Origin of the sequence: Nostoc sp. NOS(2021), from assembly GCF_017115025.1 — a bacterium.
In the GTDB taxonomy this organism is placed as follows: Bacteria; Cyanobacteriota; Cyanobacteriia; order Cyanobacteriales; family Nostocaceae; genus Nostoc.
In genome coordinates, this window is sequence record NZ_JABXKM010000025.1 from 14688 (window position 1) to 30961 (window position 16274).

At 42.9% G+C, this 16274-nt stretch carries 22 protein-coding genes and 2 pseudogenes; 18 read left to right on the forward strand and 6 right to left on the reverse strand.

From position 1 onward, the window contains the following. Window positions 1-20: 20 nt before the first annotated feature. Together HWQ41_RS01775 and HWQ41_RS01780 are read right to left on the reverse strand one after the other, a co-directional pair. Window positions 21-1355 carry a nitrate/sulfonate/bicarbonate ABC transporter ATP-binding protein gene (locus tag HWQ41_RS01775; RefSeq protein WP_292759441.1) on the reverse strand — a complete coding sequence of 445 codons (1335 nt, stop codon included), beginning with the start codon at window positions 1353-1355 and terminating at the stop codon, window positions 21-23. Between the two features lie 126 nt (window positions 1356-1481). After that, window positions 1482-1733 carry a hypothetical protein gene (locus HWQ41_RS01780; RefSeq protein ID WP_292759483.1) on the reverse strand — a complete coding sequence of 84 codons (252 nt, stop codon included), beginning with the start codon at window positions 1731-1733 and terminating at the stop codon, window positions 1482-1484. On the opposite strand from HWQ41_RS01780, the gene HWQ41_RS01785 reads away from it, so the two are divergent. Together HWQ41_RS01785 and HWQ41_RS01790 are read left to right on the forward strand one after the other, a co-directional pair. Then, window positions 1688-2002, forward strand: coding sequence for a hypothetical protein (locus tag HWQ41_RS01785; RefSeq protein WP_292759479.1), 315 nt, complete (start codon window positions 1688-1690; stop codon window positions 2000-2002). The genes HWQ41_RS01780 and HWQ41_RS01785 overlap by 46 nt on opposite strands. Continuing rightward, window positions 1992-2360: a pentapeptide repeat-containing protein gene (locus HWQ41_RS01790; RefSeq protein ID WP_292759443.1), complete on the forward strand. Its 369-nt coding sequence runs from the start codon at window positions 1992-1994 to the stop codon at window positions 2358-2360. Before HWQ41_RS01785 ends, HWQ41_RS01790 begins: the two co-directional genes overlap by 11 nt. 166 nt (window positions 2361-2526) lie before the next feature. Here HWQ41_RS01790 and HWQ41_RS01795 read toward each other — a convergent pair whose 3' ends face one another. After that, window positions 2527-3519: a LysR substrate-binding domain-containing protein gene (locus tag HWQ41_RS01795; protein WP_292759446.1), complete on the reverse strand. Its 993-nt coding sequence runs from the start codon at window positions 3517-3519 to the stop codon at window positions 2527-2529. 270 nt (window positions 3520-3789) lie between these two features. Between HWQ41_RS01795 and HWQ41_RS01800 the strand changes: the two genes are divergently transcribed. From HWQ41_RS01800 to HWQ41_RS01870, 15 genes and pseudogenes are all read left to right on the forward strand, one after another. Next, window positions 3790-4491, forward strand: a complete 702-nt coding sequence (locus HWQ41_RS01800; RefSeq protein ID WP_292759449.1) for a cadmium resistance transporter — start codon at window positions 3790-3792, stop codon at window positions 4489-4491. An 87-nt stretch (window positions 4492-4578) separates the two neighbouring features. After that, window positions 4579-5241 carry a hypothetical protein gene (locus HWQ41_RS01805; protein WP_292759452.1) on the forward strand — a complete coding sequence of 221 codons (663 nt, stop codon included), beginning with the start codon at window positions 4579-4581 and terminating at the stop codon, window positions 5239-5241. 355 nt (window positions 5242-5596) lie between these two features. Continuing rightward, window positions 5597-6154 (forward strand): DUF202 domain-containing protein, encoded by a 558-nt coding sequence (locus tag HWQ41_RS01810; RefSeq protein WP_366931624.1) that lies wholly within the window; start codon window positions 5597-5599, stop codon window positions 6152-6154. A 198-nt stretch (window positions 6155-6352) separates the two neighbouring features. After that, window positions 6353-6595 (forward strand): hypothetical protein, encoded by a 243-nt coding sequence (locus tag HWQ41_RS01815; RefSeq protein WP_292759455.1) that lies wholly within the window; start codon window positions 6353-6355, stop codon window positions 6593-6595. Between the two features lie 13 nt (window positions 6596-6608). Continuing rightward, the gene (locus HWQ41_RS01820; protein ID WP_292759458.1) at window positions 6609-6866 is read left to right on the forward strand and encodes a hypothetical protein; all 258 of its coding nucleotides are present in this window, start codon (window positions 6609-6611) and stop codon (window positions 6864-6866) included. A 107-nt stretch (window positions 6867-6973) separates the two neighbouring features. Continuing rightward, window positions 6974-7315 carry a hypothetical protein gene (locus tag HWQ41_RS01825; RefSeq protein ID WP_292759460.1) on the forward strand — a complete coding sequence of 114 codons (342 nt, stop codon included), beginning with the start codon at window positions 6974-6976 and terminating at the stop codon, window positions 7313-7315. Beyond that, on the forward strand, window positions 7309-7431 hold the full coding sequence (locus HWQ41_RS01830; RefSeq protein WP_292759462.1) for a hypothetical protein: 123 nt from the start codon (window positions 7309-7311) through the stop codon (window positions 7429-7431). The genes HWQ41_RS01825 and HWQ41_RS01830 overlap by 7 nt, the downstream gene beginning before the upstream one ends. Window positions 7432-7538: 107 nt before the next feature. Next, window positions 7539-7763 (forward strand): annotated as a pseudogene (locus HWQ41_RS01835) (DUF433 domain-containing protein). Between the two features lie 49 nt (window positions 7764-7812). Continuing rightward, the gene (locus HWQ41_RS01840) at window positions 7813-8253 is read left to right on the forward strand and encodes a GNAT family N-acetyltransferase (protein WP_292759464.1); all 441 of its coding nucleotides are present in this window, start codon (window positions 7813-7815) and stop codon (window positions 8251-8253) included. Window positions 8254-8366: 113 nt separating this feature from the next. Beyond that, window positions 8367-8495 (forward strand): hypothetical protein, encoded by a 129-nt coding sequence (locus tag HWQ41_RS01845; RefSeq protein ID WP_292759466.1) that lies wholly within the window; start codon window positions 8367-8369, stop codon window positions 8493-8495. A gap of 85 nt (window positions 8496-8580) precedes the next feature. Next, on the forward strand, window positions 8581-8772 hold the full coding sequence (locus HWQ41_RS01850; RefSeq protein WP_292759468.1) for a hypothetical protein: 192 nt from the start codon (window positions 8581-8583) through the stop codon (window positions 8770-8772). Window positions 8773-8871: 99 nt separating this feature from the next. Then, a complete protein-coding gene (locus HWQ41_RS01855; RefSeq protein ID WP_292759469.1) occupies window positions 8872-9345 on the forward strand; it encodes a hypothetical protein in 474 nt (157 codons plus the stop codon). Between the two features lie 240 nt (window positions 9346-9585). Then, window positions 9586-10701 carry a cobalt-precorrin-5B (C(1))-methyltransferase CbiD gene (gene cbiD / locus HWQ41_RS01860; protein WP_292759471.1) on the forward strand — a complete coding sequence of 372 codons (1116 nt, stop codon included), beginning with the start codon at window positions 9586-9588 and terminating at the stop codon, window positions 10699-10701. A 228-nt stretch (window positions 10702-10929) separates the two neighbouring features. Further along, on the forward strand, window positions 10930-12552 hold the full coding sequence (guaA, locus tag HWQ41_RS01865) for a glutamine-hydrolyzing GMP synthase (RefSeq protein WP_292759472.1): 1623 nt from the start codon (window positions 10930-10932) through the stop codon (window positions 12550-12552). Window positions 12553-13136: 584 nt separating this feature from the next. Then, entirely contained in the window at window positions 13137-13541 is a 405-nt protein-coding gene (locus tag HWQ41_RS01870; protein ID WP_292759473.1) for a response regulator, read from the forward strand. 228 nt (window positions 13542-13769) lie between these two features. Here the strand turns inward: HWQ41_RS01870 and HWQ41_RS01875 are convergent. Next, window positions 13770-13985: pseudogene (locus HWQ41_RS01875) on the reverse strand (cation transporter dimerization domain-containing protein); the annotation flags it as partial. A gap of 150 nt (window positions 13986-14135) precedes the next feature. Next, complete coding sequence (locus HWQ41_RS01880; protein WP_292759485.1) at window positions 14136-14285, reverse strand: hypothetical protein; 150 nt, start codon at window positions 14283-14285, stop codon at window positions 14136-14138. A gap of 79 nt (window positions 14286-14364) precedes the next feature. Between HWQ41_RS01880 and HWQ41_RS01885 the strand changes: the two genes are divergently transcribed. Next, window positions 14365-14718 (forward strand): hypothetical protein, encoded by a 354-nt coding sequence (locus HWQ41_RS01885; protein ID WP_292759475.1) that lies wholly within the window; start codon window positions 14365-14367, stop codon window positions 14716-14718. A 742-nt stretch (window positions 14719-15460) separates the two neighbouring features. Here HWQ41_RS01885 and HWQ41_RS01890 read toward each other — a convergent pair. Further along, window positions 15461-15697, reverse strand: coding sequence for a DUF4327 family protein (locus HWQ41_RS01890; RefSeq protein WP_062297131.1), 237 nt, complete (start codon window positions 15695-15697; stop codon window positions 15461-15463). Window positions 15698-16274 lie beyond the last annotated feature (577 nt).

A 16274-nucleotide genomic window follows, 5' to 3' on the forward strand; every position in this document is an offset into this window, starting at 1 on the left:
GGTAAATTGGCACATATGTGCTAACTTACCGGATTTACTACAACAGGTTGCTCTAAAAAGATTTGTCCCGATGGCTCATCGTAGCTGTATATCTCGGCGTAACGACCCCAGTCAACGACGGTTTTTAATTGTCGCTCGGCTTCTTGTGGGCTAAAGTGACTTTCTAGGATATCTAAAACCAGTTCTTCTGGAATGCGTTGATTATTTTTCGCTTCTAGAAGACGGTAAATTTGCTGTACTAAGCGAATATGAGTTAAGAGTTGCGATCGCATAAGTTGTTTGCGATCGTCAATACCACCATTGATAAATTGTTGCCCGACTGGCTTCAGGCTAATATCGCCTTCTGCAAGTTCTACAAAATCCATTAATTTTGCCGCTTCCACAATTGGTAAAATATCATCCACTTCTAGTTGCAATTCTTGGGCAAGCCGATATAGGTCTTTTTCCTGACGATCTTCTAAAAGTTCCAAAAGACCGGCAATAGAACCAATTCGCACGGCGGGCAAAGACTGATATTTTGCTAGTGGTGTTGCAGGTTGTACAGAGGTAGTAGCTGGGGGCTGAATTTTTTCTAGTTCTGGGTTCGTGATGATTGTATAAACCTGATCTACCAGGGCTTGAAAACTTGGGTGTTTGCGATCGCGGTAGTGGGGTAAAGTCACAGGTAAGTCAGCACGGATTCTCCCCGGATTGCGTCCTAGTACAATAATCCGATCCGCCATAATTACCGCTTCCTCAATGCCGTGGGTGACAATTAAAATGGCTTGTGTCGGTATCCGACGTTCCAACCACAAATCTAATAATTCAAACCGCAAGTTTTCTGCTGTTAGCACATCCAAGGCCGAAAACGGCTCATCCATACATAACAGTTCTGGTTCTACAGCCAAAGCCCTCGCAAATCCGACTCGCTGACGCATTCCCCCAGAAAGCTCTTTGGGATAGGCATTTTCAAACCCATCCAAACCAATAATATCAATCATCCGTAGCGCTTTTTGCCGTCGAGAGTCTGGGGGATCTCCTTTGGCCTTTAAACCCAGTTCCACATTCTCTAGTACAGTTAACCAAGGATAAAGGGCAAAACTTTGAAAAACAATTGCTACCCCAGGATTTAAACCAACTAGGGGACGATTCTGATATAGAACTTCACCTTGACTGGGGGGGATTAACCCAGCAATTATCCGCATTAAAGTAGATTTCCCTGAACCGGAAGGCCCTAGCAACGCGACTATCTCCCCCGGACGCAACTCTAGATTGATATTTTCCAGGATGACAATCTGCTGGCCGTTAGGCTGCTGATAAGATTTGCTGACACTTTTTAGGGCGATCAGGTGTTCGGTTGCTGTTTTAAAGACCATGACTCTTTCTGTAAGGAAATAATTAAATAGAATCTCATGTCCAGGTTATTTTACAGTTAAAGCTGACTAAAAATAGCTTATTCAGCAATTTGAACAGTACGGTTGCCCAGCTACTCGCTGGCGTCGTCATAAATTAGCTGTAAGAGTTAATAAAATAAATCCACTAATTGCTGCAAAACAATGACCGCCTGCCCGAATATTAAAAGGAATAAATTGCTCTATTAGCTCTGTGCGTCCGAGTAAATTTGGAGTGATTGCAGATATTAAATAAACAACCTCTACTATGGCGGTTAAAATAGAAATAGAAGTTTGATTCTTGTTGGGTGGCGATCGTGAATACAGAGGAATTCCTGCGATTGATCGAAAAGCAGTGCCCATGTCCTCAGACACTGCCAAAAGGGCTGCAAGCAATGTGGTATGACAACAAAGGTGATTGGAGCAAAGCTCATGAAATAGTTGCAAATGCCAGCGATGCCGATAGTGCCTGGGTTCATGCTTACCTGCACCGCAAAGAAGGCGATTTTAACAATGCCCGTTTCTGGTATCAACGCAGTGGTCAGCCAGAGTTTTCAGGAGAACTAAGCCAGGAATGGGAACAAATAACTTCTGTATTGCTAAGGAAGGTCAACGCGACGCATGAATGCTGAGGAATTAAAAAGGCGTTTTGCCGCCGGGGAAAGATATTTTCCAGCCGTCAACTTGAGTAGCGACAAGCTGATTGGAGCCTATTTGCCTGGAATCAATTTATGGGGATCTGACTTGAGTGGAGCTAACCTAGCTAAAGCTAAACTCTGGGGAGCAGATTTGAGTAGAGCTAACTTAGCCAAAGCAAACTTGACCAGAGCTAATTTGAGCGGTGTCAAACTGAATGAAGCAAATCTCCGGGGAGCCAAACTCAACTATGCCAAGTTGTATGGAGCGAATCTGACTGGCGCTTACTACGATGAAAGCACGCGGTTTTCTAGAGGTTTTGACCCCATCAGTAGAAATATGCGGAAGGTCTGAAGGGGATTGGGGACTCGTCTGCAAGCGGATTTGATATTATTACAGCATTTTTCAATTTATCCGCTAGTCGTACAGAATTCAGCATGAATACTGTACGACTGACGCCTTGATTCTTTCTGATTAAATTGGCGTTCGCGTAGCGTGTCCTAAAGGACAAGGTATTGCTTTAAATAACTAATTTTGATACATGTTGATGTGAGCCATCTAACATAGACGATATCAACATTTGTTCAAAGACTTTGGAAAGAGCAGTTTGAAAACGCTGACGATGTTTGAGTTTGAAAAAAGGTCGAACTATTTCTGCGTAGACGTAGCCCGCCTTCGGCATCGCACCGTTGCCCTCTCTGTTATCAATAACTCGAATTGCCCGCAGAGTTCCCAGCTGTATTTCTTTTTTTACCATCAACTCAGAAATTCCAATTGCACCGACACCATCTTCGATCGCTGCTTTTGTCATCTCCCCACTGTTGAATACTAAAATTACATTCAGTTCACTGAGATTGATTCCCCAATTTTGTAAGGCTTCCTCAAACCTTTGCTGGGTTCCAGAACCTGGTTCTCGCATCACCCAAAGGGTTTGAGTCAATTGGCTTAAGTCAATTTCTCCCCACTCAAACCAAGGGTGTTTTTGACCTACGACAATTTGCAAGCGATCGCTCCCCACTATTTCGTACTCCAGAGTATTCTGAAGCGCTGGCTTCACATCTCCTTCCACCAAACCCAAATCAAACTGTCCTGTAGCTGTTCCGACACAAATCTCTTCTGTATTGGCAAGGCTACAGTCAATCTGGATACCGGGATATCGGCTCTTAAACTCACTAATCTTACTTGGTAGCCAATAGTTACCAATTGTCAGACTCGACCCTAATTTTAATTCACCCCGTTGCAGATTGTTCAATTCTCGCAATCCCCTTTCAGTCAAGGAAACTTGATCGAGAATTTTCTGCGCTTCCACTTGCAGTAATTTACCCGCCTCAGCAATCTCGATATGGCGACCAATCCGATGGAATAGTTTCACTCCGTATTCTTGCTCTAAGTTGTGGATTGCTGCGCTGACGGCAGGTTGGGTAATATAAAGCTCCTCTGCTGCGCGAGTAAAGTGTAAGTGCTGCGCCACAGCCTGAAAGATTTTTAGCTGCTCAAGCGTCATTCCTGCCATTTATGGTATCCCTACAACTTGTTGTCAAAATTTTAATCACTTTCATTTATCATTCTGACAAACAAAAGCATTTGATTCTATCGGTTAGTTTGACTAAAGTATAAATCAAGGCTTCAGCACGGACTCAAACGGCCAAGTAGAGAGCAGGGGATGAGGGGGCAAGGGGAGTATCCAATGCCCAACTTCTCTACCAGAGGTTGCGCCAACGGAAACGCTCAGTACAAGTGCCCAATGCCCCATGCCCAAGCATGAAAATAAGGACATCCAAAAATGAACGATTTAGTAACTGCAATTACCACAGGGATTACCGCATTCACTGCCACCAACATCGATGATATTGTCATTCTGACGTTGCTTTTTTCACAAATAAATAAAACGTTCCGCAGTCGTCACATCCTTGCTGGTCAGTATCTCGGTTTTGCTGCATTGATCATTGCTAGCCTTCCCGGTTTCTTCGGTGGACTAATTATACCGCAGGACTGGATTAGACTACTTGGCTTAATGCCAATAATCATTGGTGTGAGTAGTTTACTAAAACGCGAAGAGGATTCACCAGAGGAAGCCGAAGAAGAAACTGAGCCGTCTTGTCCTTCTATACTTACCAGTTTTCTCTCTCCGCAAACATGCAATGTAGCTGCGATCGCCTTTGCAAATGGTAGTGATAATATCAGCGTCTACGTGCCCCTGTTTGCCAACTCGGAATTAGATAGTCTGCTGGTGATACTAGGTGTATTCTTTACGCTAGTTGGTGTCTGGTGTTATACCGCTTACAAGTTAACCTACTTACCTGCGATCGCAGACTTTTTAACTGAAAATGGCAACACTTTTGTGCCTTGTATCTTGATTGGTCTGGGTGTGTTTATAGTCATGGAAAATATTACTTTTACTCTTGTATCTGTAGTTTCTAGTTATCTTTTTTCATTGATTTTAAATATGAATACTCAGCCATCGCCTAAAGAGCAAAATAATTAAGTCTTTAAGAAGATGTACATCCTGAAATTTTTGGTCAAAATGAATTCCAAACTCCAAAATCTCTTATCCATAAACAGGACTCAAATCATGAAAATCTGGAAATCTCTGCTAATTGTCTTGATGATTTTTGTTAATCTTGCCTTTGCTCAACCTTCATTTGCTGACAGACCAAAATTTAGCAAAAACCCTGATTACATCGAAGTCACTAAAGCTCTTAACGAACTCTCTCAGACAAAAGATGCCCAAACTCAAGTTGAAGGTCTCACACCAGAAGAAATTCAAAAGAGAACCGAGGAATTAACACTGCAAAAATATGCTTTAGAGACGGGAATCAACTGGGGTCAATGCGACAACCAAACAGGTAATACCATAGCAGTATACGGCAAAAGACCAAATGATGAAGACAATGAAGATGCTGTATACGACAATGGTCTGTATTTTCTAGCTAATGGTCAGTCCACTAAAAATAACTGGGATTGTGATGGCATCTATCTACCGAATGATGTCAAGGTAGCAAATTTTACTTCTAGTCCGAATGGGCAAGGTCAAGAATTGACAGGAGCGGCTGCTATCAAGATACTTGATGGAACTCAGCTAGTGATTAAGACCAATCCAGATAATGCTGGGATTGAATTGAATGTTCCGACTGTGAAAGTTATTAACAGCAAAAAGGCTAACTGGTTTATCCCAGATATATCGCAGGCTCTCATAGATACACGAGTTCCTAATGCGCCTAGCAATCAGTCTTGAAATAGAACTGCATAGTCTATTTTTGAATGATTGTTCTGAATTTAAATAAGCTAACAGCCAAAATCAGAGGAAAAACAGGACAACCACTGGTGAAAAACCTCTCTGAATCTTGGCTGTTTTTTTTATCGTAAATCAAAGGGTTTAAGACCCCTAACTCTACAGGTAGCGCCAGTTTCAGTCGGGGTTTAAATCCCCGTCTGAGAATGTCTTGAATTTTGAATTTTGAATTTTGAATTTTGAATTGTTAAGACCCCTTATTACTTACAGTTGCTCTGTACCATCAATTACGAATTACGAATTACTCGGCCAGGCTTGTTTTATTTAGATATCTGCATTAAAATAAATTTTGAAAAAAATGTACAATCACAACAGGTATATTTCATTAGCGCAACTATTGCGCTGGGTGCAAGTCATCTGGAAAGAGATTTGCTATTACCTCCGCATTTTTTTGAAAAGAGCCGCTTTGGGGATAAGGGTGTTATTGATGCAGTTAAAATTGAAACCTACAGAAGAAGATAAAGATAAAAAAAAGGCAGGACGACTGAATCCGTCCAGAGTCCGAGATCACTTGGCAAATGAGCGTACCTACCTCGCTTGGATGCGGACAGGGATCGCTCTTTTAGGTTTTGGTGTGGTCATCGTGCGTTTGCGTGCTTTCCAAGTACCTTTGATACCCCGTCCCGGCACCGGCTGGAAGTTAGGTTTAGTCTTCTCGCTGGTGGGTTTAATCACGGTGTGGCTCTCAACGGTGCACTATTTCGCTGTCCGTCGTGATATCGAAGAAGATACTTATGAACCAACAGACCGCTGGGTGTTGCTGTTCAGTCTCGCTGTGATGATTCTCGGAGCTGGGGTCATCTATTTTGTTTTTACAACTTCTTTAGATCCATCAAGTCCACTTATCCCTGAGTAATATAGCAATTCTAAATCAGAAGCACCCCCAGCCCGCGAATCCCTCTGTTGGGGCGTAGCGACAGGTTATCTGCGAGTTGAGATATCTAAGTAGCATTGAGTCTTGGGTTAGGGCATCAAACAGCAGTTCAGGTTTACGGAAAAATGGGATAGCATAAAAAGGATAAAAGTAGTTTCCTGTAGCTATTTCACCTATTTGATGCGTATTCGGTGGGATGAAGCAAAACGACAGCGAGTTTTAGCAGAACGTGACATTGACTTTGGTCAGTTGAATGATTTGCTCTACACTCCCTATCTCGAAGACCAACGTTCTGAGCTACCAGAACAATATCGAATTATCGGTTTTGCGGATGGACAATTGACAACATTCATTGTTGAATATCGAGCCGATAAAGTAGGAGATTACATTTGGGTTGTCACAGCCTGGAAATCAACGAAATAGGAGCGTAGAACCTATGAGCAGCGAGTCTACTGAAATTAAAGATATCGAGGAAATTGCTCAACAAGCTCATTCAGGGGCGGATGTCTCTGAGCATTTCACAGGTCATTTTCAAGCAAAGCAACAAATCAATATTGCCTTTCCACTGGAATTACTGAAAAGTATTGATGCAGAGTGCCAACTGCAAAAGATCAGTCGTCAAGATTGGATCAAAATGGTCTGTGCCGAAAAAATTCGTGAGATTCAAGCTAGTAGAATATCAAAGGCCGGTTAATTCTGGCGACTAGTCAGCAATTAGCACTAAGTTGGCTGGAGGTGTTGGTCAGGCGATCGCAGCTAAGACAGACTGGTTACACTGTTAGCTTTATTGGATGGGCTTAGATGCAACAGTCAGAGGATGCGAACACGCCAAAACAATTGAGTCGAGAACAACGTTGGGAAATCGTACAAACTTTGCTACAACGTAGCAACCTGAGCAATGAGGCAAAACAGGTATTCCGCCAAGCTTATCCCTATGCACCAGAGGAGATGCTGAAAACTGCTGTTTTTCACACTTACGTTGATGGGATTGGAGCCGCAATAGACTGGTTAGTTGATTTAGAGTTATTTCTACGTGAACCTAGTCATGAACTAGATATCGTGTTACGTATCACCTGCTCTATCACCTCTACAATTGGTATCAGTTCAATGCATTGCTTCCAGATGGGAAAGCAGGAGTGTTAGAACGTCTCAAGGAAATTAAGCAGTTGGCCTCAGATGGAGATATAGAGGCAATTCTTGCAACAGTTGAGGAGCTAGAATCGATGTTTGAAGGTGATCGGAACTATCCTAGCTTTTAGTAAGCGGCTGCATAACAAATTAAATGGAGCGGACAGTTGCAGTCCGTTGGTTGTACGTTCAAGGAAGCAAGCTACAGTTGGGTCTAAATATTCAAAAGTTCCTTTTTATGAATTACCACGACATTATTACGATTGAACCTGGAAAACGCAGCGGGAAACCCTGTATCCGGGGAATGCGAATCACTATTTATGATATTTTGGAGTATCTTGCTGGTGGAATGACTGAAGCATAAATCCTAGAGGATTTTTCTGAATTAACTTCCGAAGACATCAAAGCGTGTCTTGCTTTTGGTGCTGATCGTGAGAAGAAGTTATTTGTGGTATCCCTGTGAAACTGCTTCTAGATGATCCTCACGGCCAAAACATAGAAGTGGGAGCAATATGGTGAAAATTATCCAAGCAAAGCCGCACAATACTGAAGCAATTAAAGTTTTTTATAGTCAGTGTGGTTATGGAGGTGGTCTGAGCGAGGAAGATTTGATACTCATTGCTCAATTAGAGGAAAAAATTGTTGGTGCAGTGCGTTTGTGTCCACATGCTGGGTTCTTTGTGCTTCGAGGGATGCAGGTTCTAGCTAAGTTTCAGCAGCAAGGCATTGGTACAAGGCTACTTCAGGCATGTACTGAGCAACTTGTCGATCAAGTCTGTTACTGTATTCCGTGGCAGCATCTGCGATCGTTCTATCAACAAGCAGGGTTTCAAGAAGTTGCACCAGTCGGAGTTCCAGACCTATTGCGTGAGCGATTTGATAACTATATTTCCAGGGGAATGAATGTACTTATAATGTGCCGATCGCCAGCCTCTAAGAAGTCGCTGCATTAAAACGTACCAATATACTTGGTTAAGTTATAAAGGCGATCTGCATTCGGTGAGTTTGGTCGTCAGGCCGCAAGTCCTTGGTGGATTTGCAACCGTAACCTTAATAATCATGCCATTTGATTGCCTACTTGCAACAGAGACGGCAGCAATCACAACAGATTCGTGCAATAAATCAAGCGAATTTTGACCCACAAGGCTTACGCGATCGCTTGCTTGCCCGCAAAACAGCACAGGAAGCATGTTAAAACTACTTGCTGATGCAAAAATTCGATAATACGGTTGTTATAAGATGGTTGGCATAGTTGGAGAAGTTCATAAGTCGTTCACCCTATGACAACCAAGAAATATGTTTACTGGCAAGATGAGGAGATGTGGCTTGGCTATCTCCAGGAGTATCCAGACTACTGGACTCAGGCAGAAACCGAAAACGAATTGAAGGAGAACTTAACTGATATTTACAAAGAATTAACGAGTGGGACAATTCCTAATGTCCGAAGAGTGGCTGAACTTGAGGTATCGTGAAACGACGGGAGTTGATCAAACATCTGGAAGAAATGGGTTGTGTATTCCAATAGTTCTGCCGTCGCGCGCGGCTTGGCTGGAACCGGTAGAATAAGAAATATGAGCTACAAGATAGGCTACTTCTTCAACTATCCGCAAGATTTGGCTCAAACAGCTAAAGATATTAACGAGTGCCTGGGTTGCTCTTTGGCTCCGTATTTGGGTGACAGGAACGATTGGTTTGACATATTCTTGAGCATGGAGTTCTCGTTTGGTGAAGTTGAGGGTTTCGAGAAGGAGGGCGAACTTGATTTTGAAAACTTCAGATACGAAATTAATTTCAGAACTGCGGTGGGTCAGTTGCCTGCCATTGCAGCAGTCGTTTATGCTCTTTATCGTCGGCTTGGTATCACTGGTATTTTAGTTTTCGACTTGCAGATTCTTATCGCTCGTTACGAGGAGAGAGATATTCCAGACTGGGGCAAAGGGCTTTACGATGTGGTGTCAGATAATCCATTCGTCGGGTTTGGCGCTCATCTCAGATTGCTGGAGCAGCGTATGGCCGATTCATGGCGCATGTACATTGACAGGTAGCGAAGCACACCAACTAACAACGGCAAAACAAGGTGCTGCACCGGAACCTACCAATCCGGTCTGCTCAGATGCAAAGGTTATCTCCATCCGATTAGCTCAGTCGTTACCCTGAAGGAAGCAAGCTACAGTTAGGGTCTAAATTGCCCTCTGAAACTGTCTTCACTTCGTGACGCTGCGCGATCGCTTGCTTCCCTGTAAAAGTACAATTTTGAAGAATTATTTGACTTTTAAATTTAAAAAATGTCCCGTTCTGGATACACACTTCCCGTCTTTGCCTGTGCTGCTGCTCTTGCAGCTTTACATTGGTTACGCGATCGCCAACCCCTAAAATTTGCGTCTGTAGATTTGATTGAACCAGATCAAATCGCAGAAATCCCAATTGAACAGGTAGCAGGACTATCTGAAAGTATGGCTTTAGCGATCGCCCGCAGCGATCCTGGTGATAATCTTGACCTGACTAAAGATACACCGATTTGGGCATTGGTGGAATGGCGAGAACAGGGTGATGAGGCAGTAATTATTAAAGGTGGGGAAGGGATTGGTAGGCAATTAAATGCTGATCACAAGCCAGCTATTTATGCTTACGCTCAAAGGCTGTTGCAAGAGAATTTGCAACGGATGCTAGCACCTGGGGAAAAAATCACGGTGACGATTATTCTACCTGAAGGGCGATCGCTTGCTGTTCGCACCTCCAATTCTGCCTTTGGTGTGGTTGAAGGACTTTCCCTTTTAGGCACAACCGGCATTTCTCAACCCTTAAGTACACCAGATCAACTTGCCGTTTTTCGGGCTGAATTACAAAATAAAGCCAGTCGTTTTGAGAGCTTAGTATTCTGCATCGGCGAGAATGGCCTAGATTTGGCGCGTAAACTAGGGATTAATCCTGAGCAATTGGTCAAAACTGCTAACTGGCTCGGCCCAATGTTAGTAGAAGCTGATGTGCTGGGTGTGAAAGAAATCTTATTATTTGGCTATCACGGTAAGCTGATGAAACTGGCTGGAGGGATTTTTCACACCCATCACTACTTGGCTGATGGACGGCGGGAAATTTTGGCGGCGCACTGTGCGATCGCAGGTTTAAAATCACCGGATATCCAAGCTGTGTTTAACAGTGCGACTGCCGAAGCCGCACTAACACATTTACGATCGCTAGATGCTGCAACTGGTAGTGATTGGGTAAATCAAGTTTACACTGCGATCGCCGAAACCATTGATGTTCGTTCTCAAGAATACATCCAAAGCCATAGCGAAAGCAGCACAGGAGTAACAGTCTGTGGCTCTATCCTCTTTGATCGCGATCGCAAAATTATCGTGAAGAGTAAAACTGCTGGTCTGTTGATGGGAAAATTATGTTAATTTATTATGAATAATCGTAAACAATCCAAATAAATAGTCTTTTAAGTAACCACTCTCGGATAAGTTTATCGTTTTAATACCATCTCCGACTCAGGGACTAGACAAACGCACATAAACTCGCGTTCGTCAAGGCTCTTTATACCATTATCAGCCTGCCCAGGCTGAATAATAGCATCAGCATAGACCACAAAGCATCTATTTATCCTTAACAGATATAACTCTCCCGTCATGAATACAGCGGTGACTCTACCAACAGAACAAGCGCCCCAAACATTGGAAAATTTTGGGAGACTTGATCGCCAATTGATTGTAATTCTAGATTTTGGCTCTCAATATTCTGAGCTGATTGCCCGTCGCATCCGCGAGACTCAAGTATACTCTGAAGTTTTGTCCTATCGCACTACTTCTGAACATTTGCGCCAACTCAATCCTAAGGGAATCATCCTCTCAGGTGGCCCAAGTTCGGTTTATGGTGATAACGCTCCCCATTGTGACTCAGAAATCTGGAATTTGGGAATACCCGTCTTGGGTGTTTGCTATGGGATGCAGCTGATGGTGAACCAACTCGGTGGGGAAGTGGCAAAGGCCGATCGAGCTGAGTACGGCAAAGCTTCATTATATATTGATGATCCCACAGATTTACTCACTAATGTCGAAGATGGTACTACCATGTGGATGAGTCATGGAGACTCAGTTACCCAAATGCCATCAGGGTTTGAATTGCTGGCACATACAGAAAATACTCCCTGTGCTGCGATTGCCAACCACGAAAGGAAACTTTACGGCGTTCAGTTCCATCCAGAGGTGGTGCATTCTATTGGCGGTATAGCATTAATCCGTAATTTTGTCTATCATATCTGCGATTGCGAACCGACTTGGACAACATTGGCTTTTGTCGAAGACGCAATTCGAGAAATTCGCACCAGAGTTGGACAGAAGCGCGTGCTATTGGCGCTGTCTGGTGGAGTGGATTCTTCTACCCTGGCCTTCTTGCTATATAAAGCGATTGGCGACCAACTAACTTGCGTATTTATTGATCAAGGCTTTATGCGAAAGTATGAGCCAGAGCGATTGGTAAAGCTGTTCCAAGAGCAGTTTCACATTCCTGTAGAGTATGTTAATGCCCGCGATCGCTTTTTAGCTAGGATTACTGATATCACAGATCCTGAAGAAAAACGCCGCCGTATTGGACACGAATTTATCAGTGTGTTTGAGGAAACATCCAAGCGCCTCGGTCACTTTGACTATCTGGCTCAAGGGACTCTTTATCCAGATGTGATCGAATCTGCTGACACCAACGTTGATCCCCAAACTGGTGAGCGGGTAGCGGTGAAAATTAAGAGTCATCATAATGTTGGCGGTTTGCCCAAAGACCTAAGATTTAAATTGGTGGAACCACTGCGGAAACTATTTAAAGATGAAGTCCGCAAAGTTGGGCGTTCCATTGGTTTACCAGAAGAAATTGTCCAACGGCAACCTTTTCCTGGGCCTGGTTTGGCAATTCGCATCCTGGGGGAAGTCACATCTGAGCGGTTAAACATTTTGCGCGATGCCGATTTGATTGTACGGCAAGAAATTAACCAACGCGGCATGTATCATGATTTCTGGCAAGCGTTTGCTGTATTGCTGCCAATTCGTAGTGTTGGCGTTATGGGGGATCAACGTACTTACGCTTACCCGATTGTTTTGCGGATTGTTACCAGTGAAGATGGCATGACTGCTGATTGGGCCAGAGTCCCTTACGATGTCCTAGAAGTGATTTCCACTCGGATTGTGAATGAGGTGAAAGGGGTGAATCGGGTGGTTTATGACATCACCTCTAAGCCGCCTGGAACCATTGAATGGGAGTAATCAAGTTTTGAGTTGACTTAACTAAAAGCTGATCACTCTTTGCAATGGTTGAGATCCCTTGCAGTAGTTTGCAAGTTAATCAGGTATAACTTTTTAACTCAAGAGTCAGGTATAAAGCCTAGTACAGCACGGTCTAAATCTAGCTACCATCTCAATTAACCAGACAACAAAGAGCTTAAGCCCCTTGTTAAAGGTAGGTAAACTTTCGCTTTTGTGAAAATCACAAGACTCAGATCCCCGACTTCTCTAAGAAGTCGGGGATCTCGTTGTTCACGAATGATTTAGGATTGCTATAGTAATAAAGCAGTCAGTAATTAGCAAGATTATTCTGGAATTCCAACTATTCTTTAAAGTTAATTTTTTAAATGTAAAGGAATTTAAACACTAACATAATTTTATCCAGTCAATAATTATAAATGCCAGCGAATAATTAACCATCAATTAGATAGTGGTTGGACGAATTGAGTTATTGTCTAGGAAAATAGGCGCGATCGCAGTAAAATTACCAATGGTGTGGTTACAGGGACAAAAACAAGCAGCTCATTAGAAATAACTTTCATTTGATCAACGTTAATGGAGATGTTATGGAACCTGCTCTCCCCCTTGCTGGCTTAAACATCCTCGTAGTTGATGATGATGATGATAGCCGCTTTTACATTACTACCGTGTTGGAAGCTGATGGAGCCACCGTTATGGCAGTTGCATCGGCAGTGGTAGCATTGAAAGTACTACCAGAGTTGCAACCAGATGTCTTGATTTGTGATATTGCTATGCCTGGTGAAGATGGCTACACCCTCATCCGCAAGATCCGAGCGCTGAAGCCTGATATTTGTGGAAAACTTCCCGCTATCGCCTTAACTGCCTATGGCGATAGCGAGTATCGTAGCCTGGCCCTGGAAGCGGGCTTTCAAAATCATGTGGCTAAACCAGTTGATCCAGGAGAACTAGTTGCGATCGTCGCAAATTTGGTTGCTTCTTATAAGAGTTAACACAAAGATGCAGTCATTTTTCGGTCGTTATTTGTTATTTCCCTGATCTTTTCTCATCTTCCTCATCATATTTTAAATGAAGAAATCAAGGTGCTACAACATCATTTTTGCTGAGGTGTTGGTTTGTGAAAAAATGTTGGTAATAACAACTTTTTAAGGACAGAACTGTTTCATCTCTAAAAGGCGTTGCTTTACATTTGAACAGGGGATGATTTGGAATTGCTTAGACTATTTCGTTCCAGTTTCAAAGCTAATTTGCTCAGACTTATATGCTGGTGGCTCGACGTGAATTAAAATCCTCACTGGACAGAACCGTTCTTCTAATCGGCTTTCTACTTCTTCGGTGATGTGGTGCGCGGTTTCTACGTCTGGTGCATCTACTATTAAATGCATTTCAATAAACACTTGACGACCAAGAACACCGCGAGAAGCGATCGCATGACATAGGACTTACGCACTGTACAAAATCATCATGATGTGCATTAACAAAAATAGGTTGTTTCAGGCTTTGATTAATTATTTTTTGATCGTAAATAGACCATGCTGTAGGGGTTTAGCAATGCTTTACCCCTACGAAAGATGTGGTTATTCACGTTACACATATTTACTATTTATTGTCAATGCGTAAGTCCTGTGACAGTTAATTACACCTGGAACAGAAGTAGCGATCGCATGTATTGCTTCTGGTGCGATCGCCATATCACAATACCCCAAGCTAGCGCTAGTAGTCTTTGAAGAAGACATCGGGAACTATCAGAGTGGGATTCAGACCCCTCCTTCCGGTAATATAAGTACTTATCAAGAAGTTTTAATAAAAAAACATATGTCTTCAACTCCTCTAACATTGAACCTAATTGAAGGTTCTGTTTCCTTCAGTTTTTCACCCCAAGCAGCACGAGAATTAAAGACAGCGACGGATCAACTGATGGAGCGCCTGAAAGCTGTTGCCGCTAAACCCACTCCTGGGGGCGGTAGAGTTACTCCCCAGTCTCCCCTGGAATATCGTTATACGGGTGAAGTATTTTTAGAAATTTTTTGTAATCCTAATATCTGGCCAACTCCCTTCGCAGCCAAAGTTTTGCTGACTGTCCGTAACGTCAACATCCGCTTGACTACGGAAGCTGAACTTACCCGGATCATTGAAGACATTAATCAGTATTTAGAGCAAGTAGGATAATAGTTCACCGAAACAGTGCTGTTAGCGGATAGCTAAGGTTTAGCCCGTACCCAAGAACTCGGCTTAGAGTAAAAAAAGCAATAATCCCACTCAGTATCAAATCAGTTTTGAGTAGTGAGTCACCGTTCGCCCTTGGGGTCTCACGCCACTTGCTACAACTCTTGGAACCCCCGCAACGCAGTGGCTCCCCTTCTCCCAAATGGAGAGGCTAGCGCCAAGGGAGAAGTTCAGATGCCTACCGCGGGCTGCGCCAACAGCGTCAGCCGCCGCTCTCTTGGAAAATTGCTCCTCTTCTCCCCTTGGGAAAAGACCGCATTTTTCGCTCCGACTTCTCGCGCTCCTACTGAGTGGGAAAATTCATAAGTACTACTTCTTACTCATTACTTCTTACTCAGGACTCATGACTCAGGACTCAGCACTCCTGAAATGAATTGCGAGTCAAAAGTGAAGTTCCTACACTTACCTATCGGATCAATGTAGGAACGTCACAGAATCTACATACTAGACTCAAGTTGTAGCACCAGATATACAAAACAATTAATTCCGATGCCTTCTTTAACTTGAAAAGTTATATAAATTCAGACTCTAATGCTTCTGTGTTAATGAAAAACGCAAGATTCTGTATGGGGCAATGCTCATCAAAAACCAGAGATTATCCCCCAGATTGGGCGTTGAATCGTTGATTGTGACATCCACACATCGAAAACAAACTCCCAATCCCAAATCCGAAATCAAACATTGATTAGTCATTGTCCCACTGTTCACGACCAATTAGGTCGCCAATGCGATCGCGTAACAAAAAGTCACATTTCTCTAATTCACATTCAACACAAACCCACTCTCTCGCTGGAATGTATTGGCAGAGGGTATATATTGGCTGCTGTCGGCTAACCATTCCCTTTTGCACCAGTCGGCGTGCTTCGTCTTGAATCACATCTAGAGAATAGTAATTGATAGAAGGCACCGTATTCACACTCATGGTTTTTACTCACAAATTAACACTTAGATAGTGTTCCCGTTAATAATTAGGAACAAACATGACATAAATTAGACTTGTGGCTAGGATTTTGTAGTTTGCTATACGGAACTATTTTATTTTGACGCTACATATCCTGAAATTATCTCAAGAAATATTAAGAAAGTCAACAAATCCTGACATTTGGTGAAAATCCGCTTTACAAAAAAAATTCCGAGTAGTTAACTTAACCTGCTTCTTTAGCTGTATGACTTTTATTCCACAAGTCTGAAAGTCTTGCTATTACTGTCTTTAGGCAAGATTTGGCGGTTGCGAAGAGTTTATATCGTGTAGGCGTAGCCCGCCGCAGGCATCGCTTACATATCAAATAATCACCTTAAAGCCGGATCTAGAACTGCTGGTATTTATCTAAGGGTAAACAACACAACAATATTTGTCAGATACTAGGGTATAAATTGTTGCAAAACATAACGGCTAAAGTACACTACGAAGGCTTTTACCCTACATCTGTTAACAATTTCTTAAGTGATATCATGTCCGGGTAATTAGTTGTGATTCCCATAGTCATTGCACCCCACCC

What these genes read in the sequence shown, in the direction of transcription:
- HWQ41_RS01775 (WP_292759441.1), bottom strand. Translation starts at nt 1,355, where the DNA reads ATGGTCTTTAAAACAGCAACCGAACACCTGATCGCCCTAAAAAGTGTC.
- HWQ41_RS01780 (WP_292759483.1), bottom strand. Translation starts at nt 1,733, where the DNA reads ATGGGCACTGCTTTTCGATCAATCGCAGGAATTCCTCTGTATTCACGA.
- HWQ41_RS01790 (WP_292759443.1), top strand. Translation starts at nt 1,992, where the DNA reads ATGAATGCTGAGGAATTAAAAAGGCGTTTTGCCGCCGGGGAAAGATAT.
- HWQ41_RS01795 (WP_292759446.1), bottom strand. Translation starts at nt 3,519, where the DNA reads ATGGCAGGAATGACGCTTGAGCAGCTAAAAATCTTTCAGGCTGTGGCG.
- HWQ41_RS01800 (WP_292759449.1), top strand. Translation starts at nt 3,790, where the DNA reads ATGAACGATTTAGTAACTGCAATTACCACAGGGATTACCGCATTCACT.
- HWQ41_RS01805 (WP_292759452.1), top strand. Translation starts at nt 4,579, where the DNA reads ATGAAAATCTGGAAATCTCTGCTAATTGTCTTGATGATTTTTGTTAAT.
- HWQ41_RS01810 (WP_366931624.1), top strand. Translation starts at nt 5,597, where the DNA reads ATGTACAATCACAACAGGTATATTTCATTAGCGCAACTATTGCGCTGG.
- HWQ41_RS01815 (WP_292759455.1), top strand. Translation starts at nt 6,353, where the DNA reads ATGCGTATTCGGTGGGATGAAGCAAAACGACAGCGAGTTTTAGCAGAA.
- HWQ41_RS01820 (WP_292759458.1), top strand. Translation starts at nt 6,609, where the DNA reads ATGAGCAGCGAGTCTACTGAAATTAAAGATATCGAGGAAATTGCTCAA.
- HWQ41_RS01825 (WP_292759460.1), top strand. Translation starts at nt 6,974, where the DNA reads ATGCAACAGTCAGAGGATGCGAACACGCCAAAACAATTGAGTCGAGAA.
- HWQ41_RS01840 (WP_292759464.1), top strand. Translation starts at nt 7,813, where the DNA reads ATGGTGAAAATTATCCAAGCAAAGCCGCACAATACTGAAGCAATTAAA.
- HWQ41_RS01850 (WP_292759468.1), top strand. Translation starts at nt 8,581, where the DNA reads ATGACAACCAAGAAATATGTTTACTGGCAAGATGAGGAGATGTGGCTT.
- HWQ41_RS01855 (WP_292759469.1), top strand. Translation starts at nt 8,872, where the DNA reads ATGAGCTACAAGATAGGCTACTTCTTCAACTATCCGCAAGATTTGGCT.
- cbiD (WP_292759471.1), top strand. Translation starts at nt 9,586, where the DNA reads ATGTCCCGTTCTGGATACACACTTCCCGTCTTTGCCTGTGCTGCTGCT.
- guaA (WP_292759472.1), top strand. Translation starts at nt 10,930, where the DNA reads ATGAATACAGCGGTGACTCTACCAACAGAACAAGCGCCCCAAACATTG.
- HWQ41_RS01870 (WP_292759473.1), top strand. Translation starts at nt 13,137, where the DNA reads ATGGAACCTGCTCTCCCCCTTGCTGGCTTAAACATCCTCGTAGTTGAT.
- HWQ41_RS01880 (WP_292759485.1), bottom strand. Translation starts at nt 14,285, where the DNA reads ATGTCTTCTTCAAAGACTACTAGCGCTAGCTTGGGGTATTGTGATATG.
- HWQ41_RS01885 (WP_292759475.1), top strand. Translation starts at nt 14,365, where the DNA reads ATGTCTTCAACTCCTCTAACATTGAACCTAATTGAAGGTTCTGTTTCC.
- HWQ41_RS01890 (WP_062297131.1), bottom strand. Translation starts at nt 15,697, where the DNA reads ATGAGTGTGAATACGGTGCCTTCTATCAATTACTATTCTCTAGATGTG.